Source organism: Clostridium malenominatum (assembly GCF_039521365.1).
GTDB lineage: Bacteria > Bacillota > Clostridia > Clostridiales > Clostridiaceae > Clostridium_AW > Clostridium_AW malenominatum.
The window spans coordinates 1,553,486-1,574,002 of the sequence record NZ_BAAACF010000001.1 but is presented as its reverse complement, the minus strand read 5'-3'; the positions used below and the strand labels follow the sequence as shown (position 1 = coordinate 1,574,002).

General features: G+C 29.0%; 18 protein-coding genes. 15 read left to right on the top strand and 3 right to left on the bottom strand.

Annotated elements, in window-relative coordinates:
• Positions 1–67 precede the first annotated feature (67 nt).
• Positions 68–2,092: a methyl-accepting chemotaxis protein gene (locus tag ABDZ69_RS07970; protein WP_343768557.1), complete on the top strand. Its 2,025-nt coding sequence runs from the start codon at positions 68–70 to the stop codon at positions 2,090–2,092.
• A gap of 35 nt (positions 2,093–2,127) precedes the next feature.
• Here the strand turns inward: ABDZ69_RS07970 and corA are convergent, their stop codons facing one another.
• Complete coding sequence (gene corA / locus ABDZ69_RS07965) at positions 2,128–3,183, bottom strand: magnesium/cobalt transporter CorA (protein ID WP_343768554.1); 1,056 nt, start codon at positions 3,181–3,183, stop codon at positions 2,128–2,130.
• Positions 3,184–3,472: 289 nt separating this feature from the next.
• On the opposite strand from corA, the gene ABDZ69_RS07960 reads away from it, so the two are divergent.
• Positions 3,473–3,718 carry a TM1266 family iron-only hydrogenase system putative regulator gene (locus tag ABDZ69_RS07960; protein ID WP_343768551.1) on the top strand — a complete coding sequence of 82 codons (246 nt, stop codon included), beginning with the start codon at positions 3,473–3,475 and terminating at the stop codon, positions 3,716–3,718.
• 9 nt (positions 3,719–3,727) lie between these two features.
• Positions 3,728–4,261: an ECF transporter S component gene (locus ABDZ69_RS07955; protein ID WP_425544629.1), complete on the top strand. Its 534-nt coding sequence runs from the start codon at positions 3,728–3,730 to the stop codon at positions 4,259–4,261.
• Between the two features lie 46 nt (positions 4,262–4,307).
• Here the strand turns inward: ABDZ69_RS07955 and ABDZ69_RS07950 are convergent, their stop codons facing one another.
• Positions 4,308–4,478: a hypothetical protein gene (locus tag ABDZ69_RS07950; RefSeq protein ID WP_343768546.1), complete on the bottom strand. Its 171-nt coding sequence runs from the start codon at positions 4,476–4,478 to the stop codon at positions 4,308–4,310.
• Between the two features lie 284 nt (positions 4,479–4,762).
• Here ABDZ69_RS07950 and ABDZ69_RS07945 point away from each other — a divergent pair, with 284 nt between their 5' ends.
• The 10 genes from ABDZ69_RS07945 (at position 4,763) to ABDZ69_RS07900 (ending at position 15,079) form a co-directional block, all read left to right on the top strand.
• Positions 4,763–6,163: a glycosyltransferase family 2 protein gene (locus tag ABDZ69_RS07945; RefSeq protein ID WP_343768544.1), complete on the top strand. Its 1,401-nt coding sequence runs from the start codon at positions 4,763–4,765 to the stop codon at positions 6,161–6,163.
• Positions 6,164–6,240: 77 nt separating this feature from the next.
• The gene (locus ABDZ69_RS07940; RefSeq protein WP_343768542.1) at positions 6,241–7,005 is read left to right on the top strand and encodes a ZIP family metal transporter; all 765 of its coding nucleotides are present in this window, start codon (positions 6,241–6,243) and stop codon (positions 7,003–7,005) included.
• Between the two features lie 12 nt (positions 7,006–7,017).
• Positions 7,018–7,725 (top strand): pseudouridine synthase, encoded by a 708-nt coding sequence (locus tag ABDZ69_RS07935; RefSeq protein WP_343768540.1) that lies wholly within the window; start codon positions 7,018–7,020, stop codon positions 7,723–7,725.
• 101 nt (positions 7,726–7,826) lie between these two features.
• Positions 7,827–8,705: a MurR/RpiR family transcriptional regulator gene (locus ABDZ69_RS07930; protein WP_343768537.1), complete on the top strand. Its 879-nt coding sequence runs from the start codon at positions 7,827–7,829 to the stop codon at positions 8,703–8,705.
• Positions 8,706–8,758: 53 nt separating this feature from the next.
• Positions 8,759–9,985 (top strand): BaiN/RdsA family NAD(P)/FAD-dependent oxidoreductase, encoded by a 1,227-nt coding sequence (locus ABDZ69_RS07925; RefSeq protein ID WP_343768534.1) that lies wholly within the window; start codon positions 8,759–8,761, stop codon positions 9,983–9,985.
• On the top strand, positions 9,985–10,347 hold the full coding sequence (aroH, locus tag ABDZ69_RS07920) for a chorismate mutase (protein ID WP_343768531.1): 363 nt from the start codon (positions 9,985–9,987) through the stop codon (positions 10,345–10,347). The genes ABDZ69_RS07925 and aroH overlap by 1 nt, the downstream gene beginning before the upstream one ends.
• 67 nt (positions 10,348–10,414) lie before the next feature.
• Complete coding sequence (gene cmk / locus ABDZ69_RS07915; protein WP_343768528.1) at positions 10,415–11,083, top strand: (d)CMP kinase; 669 nt, start codon at positions 10,415–10,417, stop codon at positions 11,081–11,083.
• A gap of 1 nt (position 11,084) precedes the next feature.
• Positions 11,085–12,974: a bifunctional 4-hydroxy-3-methylbut-2-enyl diphosphate reductase/30S ribosomal protein S1 gene (locus tag ABDZ69_RS07910; protein WP_343768526.1), complete on the top strand. Its 1,890-nt coding sequence runs from the start codon at positions 11,085–11,087 to the stop codon at positions 12,972–12,974.
• A 112-nt stretch (positions 12,975–13,086) separates the two neighbouring features.
• Positions 13,087–14,148, top strand: a complete 1,062-nt coding sequence (locus ABDZ69_RS07905) for a CotS family spore coat protein (RefSeq protein ID WP_343768523.1) — start codon at positions 13,087–13,089, stop codon at positions 14,146–14,148.
• A 58-nt stretch (positions 14,149–14,206) separates the two neighbouring features.
• Positions 14,207–15,079 carry a GNAT family N-acetyltransferase gene (locus ABDZ69_RS07900; protein WP_343768521.1) on the top strand — a complete coding sequence of 291 codons (873 nt, stop codon included), beginning with the start codon at positions 14,207–14,209 and terminating at the stop codon, positions 15,077–15,079.
• Between the two features lie 40 nt (positions 15,080–15,119).
• On the opposite strand, the gene ABDZ69_RS07895 is transcribed toward ABDZ69_RS07900, so the two are convergent.
• Positions 15,120–16,316: a pyridoxal phosphate-dependent aminotransferase gene (locus tag ABDZ69_RS07895; protein WP_343768518.1), complete on the bottom strand. Its 1,197-nt coding sequence runs from the start codon at positions 16,314–16,316 to the stop codon at positions 15,120–15,122.
• 210 nt (positions 16,317–16,526) lie between these two features.
• On the opposite strand from ABDZ69_RS07895, the gene miaB reads away from it, so the two are divergent.
• Positions 16,527–17,855 carry a tRNA (N6-isopentenyl adenosine(37)-C2)-methylthiotransferase MiaB gene (gene miaB / locus ABDZ69_RS07890; protein ID WP_425544628.1) on the top strand — a complete coding sequence of 443 codons (1,329 nt, stop codon included), beginning with the start codon at positions 16,527–16,529 and terminating at the stop codon, positions 17,853–17,855.
• A gap of 51 nt (positions 17,856–17,906) precedes the next feature.
• Positions 17,907–20,510, top strand: coding sequence for a DNA mismatch repair protein MutS (mutS, locus tag ABDZ69_RS07885; RefSeq protein ID WP_343768513.1), 2,604 nt, complete (start codon positions 17,907–17,909; stop codon positions 20,508–20,510).
• The last annotated feature ends 7 nt before the right edge of the window (positions 20,511–20,517 follow it).

The following is a 20,517-nucleotide window of genomic DNA, read 5'->3' as shown; positions in this document are numbered from 1 at the left end:
AAAATTTAAATGACAAATACAGTATAGTAAGATTATAGTAAAGTAAATTGATTTTAAGGAGGACAAAATGTTGATAAAGGAAAGACTAAAATCCATTGAAAAATACTTTACTGATAAGAATTATAATAAATTTACAAATTATATGATATTAATAGTTCTATTTTCCTCTGTAGTACCTATTATTGTTACGGGGTATATTAATTTTTCTATACAATCTAAGGTAGTTAAGAGGGATTTTAATCAAATTTTACTATCAGAGGGAAAAAGAGTTTCAGTTCAGTTAGAAGAACTTATAGAAAAAAATATAGAATTAATTAGTTCAATATCAGAAGATGCAAATGCTAGGAATATAAATTCATCTAATGAGAGTGTTCAATGGTTTAACCTAAGTATAAGCAATATACAAAAAACTCATTCTAAGGTAAAATCAATTTATTTAGGTGACATAATAGGTAATATGTATACTAATAAAAATGTAAATATTAATAAAGAATTTAAAGAAGATAAATGGTATGAATATGCTATAAGTGATAAAACAAGAGTTATAATTTCTAAACCCTTTGAAGATGATGAGAGAAACTTAATAGTTACATTTTCAAAGGCGGTTTTAGATAATAATGATTCAATCATTGGCGCTGTAGCTATGGATATATATTTTAATAAATTAGCAGAAGAGATTATTAACCTAAATATAGGAAACAACGGGTATGCATTACTAACAGACAAAGATGGCAAGATATTGGCTCATAAAGATAAAAGTCTTATAGGAAGTACTTTAGAACATTGGGATAACATAGTTAAGGAATCTAAAGATATTATAAAAATTAACATTGAAAATGAAAACTATCATACATTCAAAATAGAAAATTTAGCTGCTAAATGGAATGTTATAGTATTTATACCTACAAAAGAACTTAATGATAAAATCTACGGAGGATTGGGCTATATTTCAACTGTAAGTGGTCTATTTCTAATTATTAGCCTAATACTTTGTAGTTATATATCTAAAAAAATTAAGACAGGCATATATGACATTAAAAGGAGTATTGAAGAATTCTCAAAGGGAGATTTTACAATAGATATTCTAGGTGAGGAGGTAAATATTATGGAAATAAAAGATATAAAGTCATCACTAAATACAATGAAATATAACATATGTATTTTACTTAAATCAATAAAGGATTATTCAAAAGTATTACAAGAGTCTTCATCTAATTTAGCAGCAATTACAGAAGAATCGAGCTTAATTGAAGATGACTTAAGTAAAAAGTTTCAACAAGTATTTAAAGGAGCTATTGATCAAGTTAATGATTTAAATAAAGCATTAGAAAGCTTTATTTATTTAGGCGAAAATATAGATGAATCTCTTAGTAAAATCATAGCAACAGATGATTATTCTACATATGTTAAGAATGTAGCTGAGAATGGAATCCATATTATAAATAATTTAAAACAAAATATTAGTGAAAGTGAAAAAAATATTATAGATTTAAATACTGAGATTTATAAACTGAATGAAGATTCAAAATCAATAATTTTAATCACGGATACTATAAAAGCCATCACAAAGCAAACTAATTTGCTGGCATTAAATTCTTCCATAGAAGCGGCTAGAGTTGGTGAACTGGGGAGTGGTTTTGCTGTAGTGGCTAATGAAATTAGGAAGCTGGCAGAAGAATCTGGTGTAGCTGCATTAAATATAAATAACGTTACTATAAACATGATTGAGAGAGTAAAACTATTACATGATAAAATAAATATAGAAAACGAACAAAGAAAAGATATAAATCGCTCAATGGATGAAACCTCAAAATCATTTAATAATATATCTGATTCTATAAGCGATTTAGAAAGTGGTATAAAAGAGGTTAGAATTATATTAAAGAATGTGAATAATATGAAGGAAGATACAATTTCAAATATTTCAGAGTGTATTGTAATAGCTAATCGAACAGCTTCTATATCAGAAAATGTAAATGCTTCCTGTGAGGAACAGGTATGCTCTTTAGAAGAAATTGCTTCTTCTACACAAAATTTAAATGATATGTCAGAAAAGATGAAGTTGAATATTAATAAATTCTTAATTGATTAATAAGTAGGGTGAGACTGTGCAAAAGCTCACCCTTTTTATATCCAATCTTTTCTTTTAAAGTATCTAAGCATGACTATAATTAGAATTAAGCTAATAATCCAAAAGCTAGGATAGCCATATTTCCAATTTAATTCAGGCATATTGTTAAAATTCATTCCATAGACTCCAGCTAAAAAAGAAAGGGGAATAAATATAGTAGAGTATATAGTAAGTATTTTCATAACATCATTAGTTTTATTACTTATGCTAGAGAGGTAAGTGTCTAGCATTCCAGCTAAGATATCTCTATAGGTTTCAACGGTATCTATTATTTGAATGTTATGGTCATATATATCTCTAAAAAAAACAATAGTTTTTTCATTTATTAGGGTAGATTCCATTCTAGTTAAATTATTTACTACTTCTCTTAAAGGCCATATAGAGTTTCTTAAAAATAACATCTCTCTTTTAATAGTATATATATCTTGAAGCAATTTATTTTCTGGATTCAATAATAATTCATCTTCTATAGAGTCTATTCTATCGCCTATGTTTTCTAGTATGTTGAAATAACTATCTACAATTCCATCTATAAGTGAATATAGAAGATAATCCGTTTTAAATTTTCTTATATTAGAAGCGGATTTAATTCTTTCTCTCAGTGGATCAAAAACATCTCCAGAAAACTCTTGAAAAGATACAACATAATTACTCGTTAAAATAAAACTAACTTGCTCAACGGTTAGTTTTCCTAATTCATTAATATATAACATTTTTGTAACTACGAAAATATAATCATGGTGATCGTCAATTTTAGGTCTAATGGTGGTATTTAATATGTCTTCTTGTACTAAAGGGTGAATATTAAAGTAATTTCCAATTTCTTTTATCATACTTATGTTGTTTAAACCGTCAACGTTAATCCATTTTACAGTATCGTTTTCATTGAAACAATCATATATATTATCAAGGCTATCTTCAAATTTATAATAGTCGTTACTATATTCTATATATGATATCTTTACAGGATGAGTAATTTCATCGCCTATATGAATAAGAGAACCTGGAGCAGTGTATGATTTCTTTTTTAACTTTTTTAAGTTCTTATGCATTTTTAACACCTTTCCTAATATATAATCAATATTGTTTACATTTATTATAACAGATTATTCTTCAATAAAGAGTAACTGTGTTGACATTATGCTTGCAGAGAAATATAATTTTAATATATCCTTTTTATTGGAGTAATCTGGTAAAGAAGATTAAATAAAATGTGTTAATAATTATCCTGATTGTAAGGAAAGCTCTAAGCAAAAGGGGGAATGTGATACCTGGATATAATTAATATTGGTACTACAACCTTCTATTTTTTAGAAGGTTTTTACTTTAGGAGGTAAAATAATGAATAAAAGAGTTGGGGTAGTAGGAATTGTAATTGAAAACTTTGAAAGCGCAGTAAAGGTAAATGATATACTTCATGACTACGCACATATTATAGTTGGAAGAATGGGTTTACCTTATAGGGAGAGAGAAATTAGTGTAATATCATTAATTGTAGATGGTACTTCTGATGAAATTAGTGCACTAACGGGAAAGCTTGGTAATGTAAATGGTGTAAATGTTAAATCAGCGGTAACAAAAATATAAGGGGAGTGAGTGTTATTGAATAAGTCTAAAAATTTAGCTAGAACAGCTATTTTACTATCAATTTCTATTGGAGTACAAGCATTAGGAAGAAGTTATCCTCAAATTAGTCAAGTGTTCGTAGGTTCTATTGTAAATGCAGCTTTAATACTGTCCGTATTCACTAGTGGACTTTCCTGGGCTGTTTTACTTGGTTCGCTAACTCCGTTCTTAGCATGGATTATTGGACAGCTTCCAGGGCCAATGGGTCCATTTGTACCATTTATTATGATTGGGAATGCTATATATATAATATCTTTTTACGCTTTAAAAGGAGAGAAAAAATTAAACAACTATATAGCTCTGCCCATAGCAGCATTTTTAAAATTCTTATTTTTATGGTTATCAGCAGGAAAGTTAATATATTTATTTAATTTAGGACTACCAGAAAAAGTAGCATCAAAATTGGCCATAATGATGGGAATACCTCAATTGACTACAGCTATAATTGGTGGATATATTGGATTACTATTAGTTAGAGTTTTAGCTAAGAATAAAATTATGTAAAATAATATAGAGGCTTCCAAGAAGGAAACCTCTATTATTTATATAGTTATCTTCTACAAAGTAATGCTAAAACAATCAGTGGCAAAATAGAACTATTACAGGATCCTCCTAAGAGGTTACCAAAACCACAGGAATTGCAACTTCGGTTGCTATTACAGCAGCAGGATTTCTTTTTGTAATATTCATACTCACAACAGTCTCTATGCTTGCGTCCCATTAAACATCCCTCCTTTATAAGATATGTTCTCTATCATTATGGAAAGATGATAGGCTATAATTTAATATATTCCAATAATGTAATTTGGTGATTAATTTATAAAAAGTTATTTAGTTAACATAATAAATATTATGTATCAATAAAACAAATTGTAAACCTAAAAGCTTAAAAAATTATAATTTAGTATAATAAAAAAAATAATATTGGTTAAACTTATAAACAAGGGGGACTTTATAACAATGTAAGGTTTCCCTTTTATTATATTTAAAGGCGGAAGTGATAAGATGAATGAATTTATTTATTATTTAACAGCATCCATTCAAATAATGGTATTCTTAATCACCAGTTATTATTTAATAATTTCCATGTTTGGATTGTTTACAAGAAATAAAGATGAAATATTATATTGCGATCCAAATAAAAAGTTTGCCATGATTGTAGCAGCACATAATGAAGAGTTAGTTATAGAAAATATCATTGAAAGTTTAAAGAGCATTAATTATCCTAAAGAGCTATATGATATTTATATAATTGCAGATAATTGTAGTGACAATACTGCTAGTATTGCTAATAAATTAGCAGTAAATGTTTATGAGAGATTTAATAAAGAAAAAAGAGGCAAAGGTTATGCTCTAGAGTGGATGTTTAATAAAATATTTATTATGGATAAAAATTACGATGGTATATGCATATTTGATGCAGATAATCTTATTTCTAAAAATTTTCTAATGGAAATGAACAGCAAAATTAATGAAGGCTACAAAGTAGTTCAAGGATATATTGATAGTAAAAATCCATATGATTCATGGATTACTCAATCTTATGCAATATCCTTTTGGAATACTAATAGATTATTTCAATTAGGGAGGAAGACTTTAGGCCTTTCGAACCAAATTGGAGGAACGGGATTTTGCGTACATACAGGATTACTTAAGGAGTTAGGGTGGGGTTCTACCTGTCTTACTGAAGACTTAGAGTTTACGTGCAAATTAGTTTTGAATAATTACAAAGTGGGTTGGGCACATAATGCTATAGTATATGATGAAAAACCACTAACTCTTAGACAATCTTGGAGGCAGAGAAAGAGATGGATGCAAGGTTTTGCAGATGTATCTTCAAGATTTTTTTTGAAATTAATGCTAAAGGCATTTAAAAATAGAGATTTTACAGCCTTTGATTGTGCTCTCTATACAATACAACCTTTTGTTATACTGTTATTTGGACTCTCTGCATTATGTACATTTTTATATAGTAATACCCCTTTAAATAAAAACATGTTTTCAATTAGCTACATAATATCTCCATTTATATTTCAGATAATAAATGTTGTGCAGTTTTCCTTAAATCCATTGATCATGTTTATTGAAAAAAAACTATCAAAATTTATGTTTGTCTTATTTACGTGCTATTCCATAAGTATTGTCCTTCTTTCGGAAGCTTTTAATGCAAATAGTAGTTTGGTAAGAAGTATTACATTTAGTTTCTTATCACCAATAATTTTTATATTAATATTGTTCTTATTTAGAAAGAAAGAATATCTAAGACTTTTTGTAAGATATCTTCTTTATAATATCTATATTTTTACTTGGATTCCAATTACAATTCAAGGTATAATATATAAAAAGGATAGAGAATGGAGTCATACGAAACATACTAGAAAAATTAGAATTGGAGAGATGGAATGAAGCATATGACAATAACATCATATGCTTTTTATAATATAATAAAATATACAATATTATTTATTAAAGGGGATGGTTAAATGAGTACAGTAACTATTGGATTAATGTGTAGCTTTTTAGCAGGGATGTCAACTACTTTAGGGGCAGTGCCTATATTTTTTACAAAGAAAATTTCTCATAAATATCTAGACGGATTACTAGGGTTTGCTGCTGGCGTAATGCTTGCAGCTACATGCTTTAGCTTAATAATACCCTCAATAAATTATGGAGGAGGAGATTTAAAAGCTGTTTTAATTACTTCTGCTGGAATAATGACTGGAGGAATAATGCTTGATCTCATAGATAAATATGCTCCTCACGAGCACATGCTATTCCAAAATAAAAAAGAAGGAAATAGCTCATCCTTATCTAAAGTGTGGTTGTTTATAATTGCTATAACAATTCATAATTTTCCAGAAGGATTGGCTGTAGGAGTAGGATTTGGAACTAATAATATAAGCGATGGATTATCCTTAGCATTGGGTATAGGTCTTCAAAACATTCCAGAAGGACTAGCTGTCGCATTAGCTTTAAAAAGGGAAAATTACTCAAATAAACAAGCTTTTCTAATATCTATGTTAACGGGTATAGTTGAACCCATAGGAGGCGTTATAGGGATAGTATTAAGCAGTATATCAAAGCCTTTACTACCTTTTATATTAGCTTTAGCAGCAGGTGCTATGTTGTTTGTGATAAGCGATGAAATAATTCCTGAAACCCATGAACATGGTTACGAAAGGATTGCTACCTATGGTTTATTAATTGGTTTTGTAATAATGATGATATTAGATGTAACATTAGGATAAGGAGATTTTACTATGGAGGAAAGACTACAAAAGTTTATGGCCAGATGCGGAGTGGCATCTAGAAGAAAATGTGAAGAAATAATTACAAAAGGACATGTGAAAGTAAATGGTAAATTAGTAGTGGAATTAGGACATAAAGTTAACGATAACGATAAAGTTGAAGTTATGGGAAATTTAATAAAACCAGAAGAAAGAAAAGTCTATATTGCTTTAAATAAACCAGAAGGATATGTGTGTACAGTAAAAGATGAAAAGGGAAGAAAAACAGTAATAGACTTAGTTGATGTTGAGGAGAGAATTTATCCTATAGGTAGATTAGATTACGATACATCGGGGTTATTATTATTAACAAATGATGGAGAAATCTATAATAATATTATGCATCCAAGAGTAGCGAAGAAAAAAAATTATATTGCTTTAATAGAAGGAATTCCTACTGAGGAAGAATTGGACATTTTTAGAAGTGGTGTAGATATTGGAGATTATGTTACAGCCCCTGGAGAAATTAAAATAACATCTAAAGAGAAGGGAAATGCAATAGTTTCAATTTTCATACATGAAGGAAAAAATAGACAAATTAGAAGGATGTGTGAAAAAATAAATCATCCTGTAATAAAATTAAAAAGAATTTCTATTGGTGAAATAAAGCTAGGAAGCCTAGAAAAAGGGAAATGGAGATTTTTAACCAATGAAGAAATAAATTATCTAAAAAATATATAACTAGGCAAAATTGAAAGTATTATTGATAAAATGCTCAATAGATGGTAAAATGAAATAAATATTGCATTTCTGAGGGGATATGGAGAAAGGATTGGATTTATATGGAAGATAGTAAGCAAGATTTGATGCGAACAATTCAAACAAAATTTCCAAGATTAAGTAAAGGACAGAAGTTAATAGCAGAATATATTTTAAAGCATTATGATAAGGCTGCATTTATGACCGCTGCTAAGCTAGGAATAAGCGTAGGAGTTAGTGAATCTACAGTAGTTAGATTTGCTAATGAGTTAGGATTTAGTGGTTATCCTACACTGCAAAAGGCACTTCAAGAACTAATAAAAAATAAACTTACCACAGTGCAACGGATTGAACTTTCAAATGATTTTATAAATCAAGAAAGTGCCTTAAAAAGTGTTCTTAAGTCTGATATGGAAAATATAAGAGCTACCTTAGAAAAAATAAACCATGTGACGTTTGACGAAGTGGTAAATAGCATTTTTAGAGCAAGAAAAATATACATAGTAGGTCTTAGAAGTTCAACTGCTATAGCTGAATTCTTAGGGTTTTATTTGAATTTAATATTGGATAATGTTAAGGTTACAGGATATGGTGTAAGTGATATTTTTGAACATATGCTAAATGTATGCGATGAGGATTTAGTAATAGGAATAGGATTCCCAAGATATGCAGCAAGAACAATTGAAGCGTTAGATTATGCAAAAAACAGGGGTGCCAATGTGGTAGCAATAACTGATAGTTTGCTATCTCCATTAGCAGCGAGAGCTGATTATACCTTAATTGCACAGAGTAATATGGCTTCTTTCGTAGATTCTTTAGTTGCTCCTTTAAGTGTTATTAATGCGCTTATCATTGCAGTAGGACTTAGAGAAAAGGAAAAGATATCTTCAACTTTTTCGAAACTAGAAAAGATATGGGAAGACTATGAAGTGTATTCTTATAAAGAGAAGAGAATAGATTAAACGAACCATAGGGTTCGTTTTATTCATTATTGCTCCAAAAAGGAGGAGAAAATATGGCAAAAGTAATCGTAATTGGTGGAGGACCCGGTGGCATGATGGCGGCAATACAAGCTGCAGATAAGCATGAAGTCGTACTTATAGAAAAAAATGAAAAATTAGGTAAAAAGCTATACATTACAGGCAAGGGTAGGTGTAATGTGACTAATAACAAAGACATAGGAGATTTTTTTGAGTACATACCTGGAAATCCGGAATTTTTATATAGCTCCTTATATACATATACTAATATAGACGTAATGAATTTTTTTGAAGATTTAGGGGTAAAACTTAAAGTGGAAAGAGGAGATAGAGTATTCCCGGAATCTGATAAATCTTCAGATATTTTAAGGGCATTGGAAAAAGAACTGAACAGAAAGGGAGTAAAGGTACTTCTTAATGAGGAGATTCTAGAAATATTAGAGTGTAATAAAAGTTTAGTAGGGGTAAAAACTAATAAATCTAAAATCATAAAGGGAGATTATTTTATTTTAGCCACAGGAGGAGTTTCTTATCCTCAGACAGGTTCTAATGGAAAGGGCCATGAAATATCAAAACTTCTTGGACATAATATAACAGAATTAAAACCTTCTTTAGTTCCAATAGAAATAGAGGAGGAATGGATAAAAGAATTACAGGGATTATCACTAAAAAATGTAGAAATAATATTAAAAAATTCAAAGGGAAGAAAAATTTTTAGTGAATTTGGTGAAATGTTATTTACTCACTTTGGAATTTCAGGTCCAATAATATTAAGTTGCAGTAGATTTATTAATACCGGGGAAAAGTTTTCAGTCACGATAAACCTTAAACCGGCATTATCCAGTGAAGAACTCGATAAAAGAATTCAAAAAGATTTTATGAAGTTTATAAATAAAGATTTTAAAAACTCATTAGACGAATTGCTTCCTAGTAAGTTAATCCCAATAATTATAAAGCTTTCGGGCATATCTGAAAATAAAAAGGTTAATTCTATTACAAAAGAGGAAAGAAAAAATTTAGTTCAAGTTATACAAGGTTTGGAATTAACAGTTAAAAGATTAAGGCCTATAGCAGAAGCAATAGTGACTTCTGGAGGAGTAGATGTTAAGGAAGTAGATCCATCAACTATGAAATCAAGAAAGATAAATAATCTGTATTTTGCAGGTGAATTATTAGATATAGATGCCTATACTGGAGGATATAATATTCAGATAGCTTTCTCCACAGGTTATATTGCAGGAACAATGGTAGGTGAGAAATAATGTACGGTATTAGAGGAGCTATAACTATAAAAGAAAATTCTAAAGATGAAATAAAAAAAGCATCCTTAGAATTATTCGAAAAAATAATTAAGGAAAACTACATTAAACTAGAGGATATCGTGTCTATTATTATTTCTTGTACAAAAGATATTACAAAGGACTATCCTGGGAAATTTATTAGAGAAAACTATAAACTTGGTTTAGTTCCAATAATGCATTTTAATGAGATGGAAGTGGAAGTATCGCTGCCATTTTGTATAAGATTTCTTATTACTGTAAATGGTAATAATAGCAATATAAAATATGTTTATTTAAAGGAAGCTGAAAAGCTTAGAGCAGACTTATTTAATCATAATAATTAGAGGATTTTAGTATTAGTTATAGAATATATTTTAAAGGAATATATTTGTTTAGAAAGGGAGTTTAATCTTGAAAATATCAGTTGCAATAGACGGTCCAGCTGGAGCCGGAAAAAGTACCATAGCTAAAATATTATCAAAGAAGTTTAATTTAAATTACATAGATACAGGAGCAATGTATAGAGGTGTAACTTTATTAGCCCAAAGAAAAGGAATTAATCCTGAAGAAATTGAAGAACTTTGTAAGCTCATAAAATCATCAGAATTTTATTTTTTAAAGGATAAATTATTTATCAATGGAGAAGATGTAAGCGAAGAAATAAGAAACGTAGAGGTTACTAATAAAGTTTCTTTATATGCTGCAGTTGAAGAGGTTAGAGAACTTTTAGTAGATATTCAAAAGAATATATCAAAAAACTATAGTGTTATTATGGATGGAAGAGATATAGGGGCTATAGTTTTACCAGAAGCAAATGTAAAATTCTTTATCACCGCTTCTCCAGAAATTAGAGCTAAGAGAAGGTATAAAGAGCTTACTAGAAAAAACAAAATAGTGGAATATGAAAACATATTACAAGAGATAATAAAAAGAGATTATATAGATTCTAATAGAGAGATAAATCCATTAAGAAAAGTAGAAGATGCAATAGAAATCGATACATCCAGTTTATGTATAGATGAAATAGTAGAGCAAATGTCAATTTATATTGAAAAGGCAATAGAATCAGTAGGTGATTAATTTGAAAGTGATTATTTCTAAGAATTCAGGTTTTTGTTATGGTGTTAAAAGAGCTGTGGATACAGCTTTAACCACTAAAGAAGAACATAATGAAAGAGTTTACACGTTAGGACCATTAATACATAATAATGATGTGGTAGATCATCTAAAACAAAAGCATATCTATCCAATAGAATTAGAGTGTATAAATGATTTAAAAGAAGAGGATATAATAATAATTAGATCCCATGGAGTGCCTTTAGAGATTTTAAATAAATTAAAAGAAAAAAAATTAAAGGTTATTGATGCAACTTGTCCTTATGTGTCAAATATTCATAAAAAAGTTGAAAAATATTATAATGAAGGATATAAAATATTAATAGTTGGAGATAGTTCTCATCCAGAAGTGATTGGTATAAATGGATGGTGTGATAATTCCGCTATCATTTGTAAAGATGGAGAAGAATTAGATAACTTGCCAAGAAAAATTTGTATTGTAGCTCAAACTACCGAAAAAATTGAGCATTGGGAAAAAGTTTTACGCAAGGTAATTAGTCAATCTAAGGAAATTATAGCTTTTAACACTATTTGCAATGCTACAAGCGTTAGACAACAAAGTGCGGAGAGTCTTTCAAAAGAAGTTGATAAGATGATTGTAGTAGGTGGGAAAAATAGTTCAAACACAACTAAACTTTATGAAATATGTAAAAAAAATTGTGCAAATACAATTCATGTTGAAAATGCAAGTGAAATACCTGCAGATTTTATAGATAATTATTCTACCATTGGTGTGGCTGCTGGAGCATCAACACCAGACTGGATTATAAAGGAGGCTATTAATAAAATGAGTAATGAACAATTGGAGTATATGGAAAAAAATAATACACAGATACATGTTGGGCAAATAGTAGAAGGGGAAATTATATACATTACCTCTAAAGAGGCTTATGTAAATATTGGTTATAAATCCGATGCGCTACTCCCTATAAATGAAGTTTCCAAGGAAGAAAATGCAGATTTAAACAATATATTAAAAAATGGAGAACAGGTAAAGGGAAAAATTATAAGATTAGGGTCAGAGAATCATCCTCCAGTTATATCATTAGTAGAGCTAAATAGAGAGGATGCATATAGAGAAATAAAAGAAGCTTTTGAAAATAAAACTACTATATCTGGTAAGGTTAAAGAAGTAGTTAAGGGTGGATTAATATTAATATATAAAGATATTATAAGAGTTTTCTTGCCTGCATCCCATATACAATTAACTCATGTAGAGGATTTAAGTTCATATATAGGACAGGAGTTAATAGTTAATATTGTAGAGTTTGAACAAGTTAGAAATAATACTAGAATAGTAGCTTCAAGAAGAGAGATATTAAAAGAATCACAAGAAAAGTTAACAGAAAAAACTTGGGCTAATTTAGAGAAAGACACTATAGTTAAGGGCGTTGTAAGAAGATTAACAAACTTTGGAGCTTTTGTAGAAGTAGGAGGAATAGATGGCCTACTACATATTACGGAAATGTCATGGGGAAGAATTTCTTCACCTTCAGAGATTTTAAAGGTTGGAGAAGAAATAAGCGTATATGTATTAGACATTAACAAGGAAAGTAAAAAATTAGCTTTAAGTTTAAAGAAGATAAAAGAAAATCCATGGAATGATGCTGATATTAAGTATCCTGTAGGAACAATTGTACTTGGTAAAATTGTGAGATTTGCAACCTTTGGGGCATTTGTTGAATTAGAACCTGGAATAGATGGTTTGGTTCATATATCTCAAATTAGCCACAAAAGAGTTGAAAAAGCAGAGGATGTCTTAAAAATAGGAGAAAATATAAAAGCTAAAATATTAGATGTGAATAAGGAAAATAAAAAAATAGGTTTAAGCATTAAAGAAGTTAATGATATTTAAATAATTTAAAAGCAAAAGCGTGTATTAAAAGTAATACACGCTTTTGCTTTTAATAGGTAATATTTCCTGCAATTATTAATATAATATATAAGATAATAATTGGAGGAGAATTATGGGAGATAGAAAAGTAGTTCAATATATAGATGATTTAACAAATTATGAAGGAAAAAATGTTAGAAGAATATTGGAAAACTATGATTTTAATATTGATAATATAACTAAAGTCAGAAGCGCATACAGAATAGATACTGATAAAGGACCTGTATGTTTAAAGAAAATTAGGAGAAGTAAAAGAAAAGCTATTAATGGTAATATAGTAGTTCAAGAATTAGATAAACACGGATTTCCCTATACAGCTAAATTTTATAGAACAAAAAATAATTATTTATTTGAAAAACACAAAAAGTCTTTTTACTATGTTACGGAATGGATAGATGGAGAGGAATGTGACTTAAATGATATAAATGAAGCTTGTAATTGTGTTAAGTTACTTGCTAAATTTCATATATGCTCATGTAAAATTGAAACTAAGAAATTGAAAGTTAAAAATAATCTTAAGAATTGGCCAAAGATTTTTAATAAAAATATTAGTGATCTTGAAACTTATAAGCAAATAATTGAAAAGAAACGATTAAAAAATGAGTTTGATATATCATATAAAGAATATATTGATAAGTTTCATAATAGAGGACTGGCAGCACTCCATTTTTTAAACTCATCGGATTATTATATTTTATCTAAAAAAGCAAATGAAAACAAAACCTTGTGTCATGACAGTTTTTATTATCAAAATATAATAAAAAAAGATGAGGATTATTATTTAATAGATTTAGATAGTATAATTATCGATTTGCATATCAATGATTTAGGAAAGTTAATTAGGAGATTAATGTTCAAAAAGTCTTATTCTTGGGAGTTTGATAAGGCAAAGAAATTGATAGAGGCTTATAACGAAGTTAAACCACTTTCTAAAGGTGAAATTGAGGCCATGCTAGCAATGATAGCCTTCCCTCATAAGTATTGGAAGCTTGGCAGAAAGCGATATATTAAAAAGAAAGGTTGGAGCGAGGCCAAATATATGAACAAGCTAAATAAACTAATTAAATCTGATGAGTTACAACAAAAGTTTTTGGATGATTATGTAAGATATGCAAATACCTATACCAATTCATAATTGACTATAAGTTTATTAAGAATTATACTAGTAGATATTAACAAATATAAGTTGAGGAATGAATATGTATGTGTGTGAGCTTTTGACGAAAAATTCTTTAAACAGTATTAAGGAGCTTAATACTAATAGGTATGAGTTTAATATTCATAACGAAGACTTTTTTCAAGTTTACTATACTAAAGGCTTACTTGGAAAAATGTTGTTAAGAAAAAATGTATATATACTAAAAAAAAATAATAAATGCATTGGTTATTTATGGAGAAGCGAAGATGGGGGAAACCACTATCATATTAACTCATTAAACATTGTAAAGAGTGAATGTAATGAGGAAAATCTTTTGAAATTAATTTCTGTTTTCAAATATAAAAATAAAGCTTGTTTTATGTGTAAAAATAATGGTTATAACATTAAATTATTAGAAAGTATAGGATTTAAGAAGAAACTTGGAACTTTTCAAATGGAATGTGCCTTAAGCAATGAAGAAGTTTTTGTGACACCTAGACACATAGAATTTAAAACCTTTCAGCGTGGGAAAGACGAAGAAATAAGATGTTTTATTCAAAATGAAGTGTTTAAAAATGAAACAAGAAAACCTCTTACTGTAAAAGATATTATATTTGATCAATGTCAAGATTATTATTTTCCTAAGGGAACGGTATTTATAAAGATTCAAGATAAATATATAGGATATGGTCAAATAATTATTGACAATTCTATTCCACTAATTGTTAATGTAGGAATATTAAAAAAGTACAGAAACAATGGTTATGGGGAAGTGTTAATTAAATATCTCTTAAATATAGCTAGAGAGTTTAATTTTAATAAAGTTAGAATAAAAGTTGACTGGAACAATGATAGTGCCTTGAATTTGTATAAAAAATGTGGATTTAAGGTATTAGAAGAAGATTATAAAATGGAAATAGTAATATAAAAAAAGATAGACATTAAAACGTATGTCTATCTTTTGCTACTTATTTGAAGTGTTTTTTATATTCTATAATTCCATGTCTTAATATTTCTATGGAAGCTTTTAAGTCCTCACAATTAATGCAATAAGAGAGTCTAACCTCATCTAACCCTAAGCCTTCAGTAGAATAAAATCCAGCAGCAGGAGTAATCATTACTGTTTTGTTACTAAGGTTAAAATCCGTAAGTAACCATTTTGTAAAATGATTTGTATCTTTTAAAGGAAGCTTTGCTATTATATAAAAGGCTCCAGAAGGTTTTTCGCAGCTTACACCAGGTATGCTAATAAGTCCTTCATATAAAACATCTCTTCTCTTTTCATACTCTTTATTAACATCTGATAAATACTGTGGCGTAACATCGATTAATTTAGCCGCTCCAATTTGATCAAGGCTAGAAACGCTTAATCTAGTCTGGGATAGTTTCATAAATTCGCTTGATACAAGTTTATTTTTGCATACCAACATACCTATTCTTGCTCCGCAGGCACTATATCTTTTAGATATACTATCCACTAAAACTATTCTATCCTGCACATCTTCCATATACATAAAGGAAGTGAACTTTTCTTCGCCATATACAAATTCTCTGTAAACCTCATCAACTATAATAAATAAATCCTTTTCTACAGCAATATCACATAAAAGCCTAACTTCTTCTCTAGTATATACAACTCCAGTAGGGTTGCCAGGATTGCATATAAGCATTGCTTTTGTATTAGGACTTATATTTCTAAGTATTTCATCTTTACTTTTAATGTGGAACCCATCTTCCCTATATGTTCTAAAAGAATTAATCTTAACTCCCGCCATTTTTGCCATATTATTATAGTTTGTATAATATGGTTCAGGTACTATTATTTCGTCTCCAAAATCGCATAGAGTAAGCAAAGCAAATAGTATACCTTCGCTAGCTCCATTAGTAATTAAAATATCATCTTTATCTAAATTTATATTTATGGATTTATAGTACTTTATAAAACTATTTATTAATTCTTTTATTCCGTGAGAATTTTCATATTTTAAAGTTTTTCCCTCAAAGCTCTTAATAGCTTCAAAGAATTCTTCAGGTGTTTTTATATCAGGTTGGCCTATATTTAAATGGTATACTTCTATACCTCTTTCTTTTGCTTCATCTGAGTAAGGAATAAACTTACGAATTTCAGAAAAAGTCATATTATCTATTCTTTTTGATATGTTCATATAACTCAACTCCCATAACTATAATACTTCACTTTATAATATTTTAATATTTTATTATAAAGATTGGAAGAACCACTTAGATGTAAAAATTTATAAGATGTGGTTTATATCAATATTATAATGGTAAAATTAAATGAAATATATACAATTATCCTATATAATATAGTATAATGTTGAATGTTAAACTATAATAATTATGAGGTGAACAACATGGAAAATGAAAACAAGTTATTTTATATAGAGACATGGGGTTGTCAGATGAATGAAGAGGATTCAGAAAAATTATCTGGCATGTTAAGAAACTCAGGTTATTCAAATACTGAGGAAAGAGAAAAGGCTGATATTATAATATTTAATACTTGCTGTGTTAGAGAAAATGCTGAGTTAAAGGTTTATGGAAATTTAGGGGCACTTAAAAAACTTAAAAAAACCAATCCAGACTTAATAATTGCAGTATGCGGATGTATGATGCAACAGGAAGGAATGGCTCAAGCTATAATAAAGAAATATCCTTTTGTAGATATAATATTTGGTACTCACAATTCTCATAAATTCCCTGAGTATTTAAATAGAACAAAGCAAGAGGGTAAATCTATAATTGAAATATGGAATAAAGAAGAAGGAATTGTAGAAGGGCTTCCAATTGATAGAAAAAGCGATGTGAAGGCTTTTGTTACAATTATGTATGGATGTAATAACTTCTGTACTTATTGTATTGTACCTTATGTAAGGGGAAGAGAGCGTAGTAGAAACCCTGAGGATATTGAAGCGGAAATTCAAGGTTTAGTTAAGTTAGGTTATAAGGAAATTACTTTACTAGGACAAAACGTAAATTCCTATGGAAAGGACTTAGTTCCTGCATTAAGTTTTAGCAATTTATTAAGAAGACTAAATAACATAGATGGATTAGAAAGAGTTAGATTTATGACATCACATCCTAAGGATTTAACAGAAGATGTCATAGATGCTATAAGTGAGTGTGATAAGCTATGTGAACAGATTCATCTTCCTGTTCAATCAGGTTCATCAAGAATTCTTAAGAAGATGAACAGATTTTACACTAGAGAAGATTACTTAAATTTAGTAAAAAAAATCAAGGAAAAAATACCTGGAGTAGGTTTATCAACAGATATAATAGTTGGATTCCCAGGAGAAACAGAAGAGGATTTTGAAGAAACTTTATCCTTAGTTAAAGAAGTGGAATATGATACTGCATTCACATTTATTTATTCTAATAGACAGGGTACACCTGCAGATAAAATGGATGAGCAAATTCCTGAGGATGTAAAACATAATAGATTTAATAGATTAATTGAAGCCGTAAATAAAACCTTTGAAAAGAATAACAAAGAATATGAAGGGAAAGTTGTTGAAGTTCTTGTGGAAGGTGAAAGCAAAACTAGCGATGATAGACTTATGGGAAGAACTAGAACTGGCAAGTTGGTTAACTTTTATGGCGATAAGAGCAATGTAGGTAAATTAATTAATGTAAGAATAGTAAAATCTAACTCTTTCTCATTAACAGGAGAAGAAATATAAAAAAGCTCTATATAGAGCTTTTTTTATAAATATTAAAGGAGGATGGAAAATTTGGCTTTAACTCCAATGATGCAGCAGTACTTAGAAATTAAAGATAAATGTAAGGATAGTATATTATTCTTTAGATTGGGAGATTTCTATGAAATGTTTTTTGAGGATGCTAAAACCGCTTCAAGGGAACTTGAATTAGTTTTAACCGCTAGGGATTGTGGTCTTGAAGAAAAAGCACCTATGTGTGGAATACCTTACCATGCCTCAGAATCATACGTAAGTAGATTAGTAAGTAAGGGATATAAAATAGCTATATGTGAACAGTTAGAAGACCCTTCTGTGGCAAAAGGTATTGTAAAAAGAGATGTTGTTAAAATTATTACACCTGGAACATATACAGACTCTAGTTTCATAGAAGATAATAAAAATAATTATATAATGAGCTTTTATATAGATGAGAAAGGGGTAGGGATTTGTTTTTGTGATATTTCTACAGGGGAGTTTTATGGTACAGACCATAAATTTAGTGAAAATATTATAATAGATGAAATCTCTAAGTACAATCCTAGTGAAGTGTTAATATGTAACAATGTAGATGAAGAGATAGTTAATAGCATTAAAAATAGATTTAATATAGTATTCACCTACGTTCCTGAGGATTATTTCCATGATGAAAATTTACTAGAAACTCAATTTTTAGAGTTTAATAAGGAAGGCTTTAATAGTTCTTTAATAAAATCTGGAAATGGTTTGTTAAAATACATATTTGAAACTCAAAAAACCTCTTTGTCTAATATTAATAAATTTAGTTATTATAACATAGTGGATTTCTTATCTATCGATATAAACTCAAAGAGAAATCTTGAGCTAACAGAAACATTAAGAGATAAAACTAAAAAGGGATCTCTGCTTTGGATATTAGATAAAACCAGTACCTCTATGGGAGGAAGGCAAATTAGAAAATGGCTTGAGCAGCCGCTGATAAATAAAAGTAAAATTAAGGAAAGATTAAATGCTGTAGAGGAATTAATAACATCTATATCTCTTCATGAAGATGTAAAGCTATCTTTAAAAAATATATATGATATAGAAAGAATTGTAGGAAAAATATCTTCTAAAAATGTAAATGCCAAGGAACTTATATCATTGAAGAATTCCTTAGAAAAAATTCCTGGCTTAAAGCATCTTTTATCAAGCTTCAATAGTAGTTATTTTAAAAATATGTATAATGACTTAGATGAGCTAAAGGATATATATAATTTACTTCAAAGATCTATTGCTGATAATCCTTCCATATCTGTAAAAGAAGGAAATATTATTAAAGATGGATACGATGCAGAAATTACTGAATTGAGAATGGCAAAAGCCCATGGAAAAGAGTGGATTGCTCAATTAGAAAATAAGGAAAGAGAAATCACAGGAATTAAATCCTTAAAAGTAGGTTATAATAAAGTTTTTGGATATTATATTGAGATTACAAAATCAAATCTCCCCTCAGTACCAGAAGGGAGATATATAAGAAAGCAAACCCTTGCAAATTGTGAAAGATATATTACTCCGGAACTAAAGGAAATGGAAGAGAAAATATTGAATGCAGAAGATAAGCTAACTGCATTAGAATATAGTATATTTGTAACTATACGAGAAACTATAGAAAAAGAAATTGAAAGAATGAAAAAAACTGCTCATATAATAGCCATAGTAGATAGCCTAAGCTCTTTAGCTACTGTTGCTTTAGAAAATAACTACTGTAAGCCAATCATAAGTGAGCAAGGTGAAATAAAAATTGTTGAGGGAAGACATCCTGTTATTGAAAAAATGATTCCTATAGGAACTTTTGTTTCAAATGATAGCTATATAGATGGAAAAGAAGAAGCCTTGATTTTAATAACTGGACCTAATATGGCAGGTAAATCCACTTATATGAGGCAAGTAGCGTTAATCACTATTATGGCCCAACTAGGTAGCTTTGTTCCTGCTAAGGAAGCAAAAGTGTCAATTTGCGATAAGATATTTACACGAATAGGAGCATCCGATGATTTAGCCTCTGGCAAAAGTACCTTTATGGTGGAGATGTGGGAGGTTTCAAACATATTAAATAATGCTACAAATAAAAGCTTGATACTATTGGATGAAGTAGGCAGAGGTACAAGTACCTTTGACGGTCTTAGCATAGCCTGGGCCGTTATAGAGTATATTTGCAATACCTCAAGTTTAAAATGTAAAACTCTTTTCGCAACTCATTATCATGAATTAACACAACTAGAAGATAAGGTACCAGGAGTTAAAAACTACTCTGTATCCGTTAAAGAAATTGGAAAGGAAATTGTGTTTTTAAGAAAAATAGTAAGGGGCGGAGCGGACCAATCTTATGGAATTGAGGTAGCCAAATTAGCAGGATTACCTGAAGAAGTAATTCTTAGGGCCAAAGATATACTTAAGGAAATTGAAAAAGAAAAGAGCATAGATTTAGATATAGAAAGTATAAACAATGTTAATATCGTTAAGGAAGAAGTAGCTTTAGATAGTATGCAGCTAGATTTTACTCATATACAAAAGGATAATATTATAAGGGAATTATCTTCTATAGATATAATTAATACGACTCCGATAGATGCTTTTAATAAGCTCTATGAATTAATAAAAAAGGCTAAATCCATTTAAAAGGTGG

Bases quoted from the DNA above. Each gene is read 5' to 3' on its own strand.
- ABDZ69_RS07970 (WP_343768557.1), top strand. From the start codon at position 68: ATGTTGATAAAGGAAAGACTAAAATCCATTGAAAAATACTTTACTGAT.
- aroH (WP_343768531.1), top strand. From the start codon at position 9,985: ATGTACGGTATTAGAGGAGCTATAACTATAAAAGAAAATTCTAAAGAT.
- ABDZ69_RS07930 (WP_343768537.1), top strand. From the start codon at position 7,827: ATGGAAGATAGTAAGCAAGATTTGATGCGAACAATTCAAACAAAATTT.
- ABDZ69_RS07925 (WP_343768534.1), top strand. From the start codon at position 8,759: ATGGCAAAAGTAATCGTAATTGGTGGAGGACCCGGTGGCATGATGGCG.
- ABDZ69_RS07950 (WP_343768546.1), bottom strand. From the start codon at position 4,478: ATGGGACGCAAGCATAGAGACTGTTGTGAGTATGAATATTACAAAAAG.
- ABDZ69_RS07905 (WP_343768523.1), top strand. From the start codon at position 13,087: ATGGGAGATAGAAAAGTAGTTCAATATATAGATGATTTAACAAATTAT.
- corA (WP_343768554.1), bottom strand. From the start codon at position 3,183: ATGCATAAGAACTTAAAAAAGTTAAAAAAGAAATCATACACTGCTCCA.
- ABDZ69_RS07895 (WP_343768518.1), bottom strand. From the start codon at position 16,316: ATGAACATATCAAAAAGAATAGATAATATGACTTTTTCTGAAATTCGT.
- ABDZ69_RS07940 (WP_343768542.1), top strand. From the start codon at position 6,241: ATGAGTACAGTAACTATTGGATTAATGTGTAGCTTTTTAGCAGGGATG.
- ABDZ69_RS07900 (WP_343768521.1), top strand. From the start codon at position 14,207: ATGAATATGTATGTGTGTGAGCTTTTGACGAAAAATTCTTTAAACAGT.
- ABDZ69_RS07960 (WP_343768551.1), top strand. From the start codon at position 3,473: ATGAATAAAAGAGTTGGGGTAGTAGGAATTGTAATTGAAAACTTTGAA.
- ABDZ69_RS07935 (WP_343768540.1), top strand. From the start codon at position 7,018: ATGGAGGAAAGACTACAAAAGTTTATGGCCAGATGCGGAGTGGCATCT.
- ABDZ69_RS07945 (WP_343768544.1), top strand. From the start codon at position 4,763: ATGAATGAATTTATTTATTATTTAACAGCATCCATTCAAATAATGGTA.
- miaB (WP_425544628.1), top strand. From the start codon at position 16,527: ATGGAAAATGAAAACAAGTTATTTTATATAGAGACATGGGGTTGTCAG.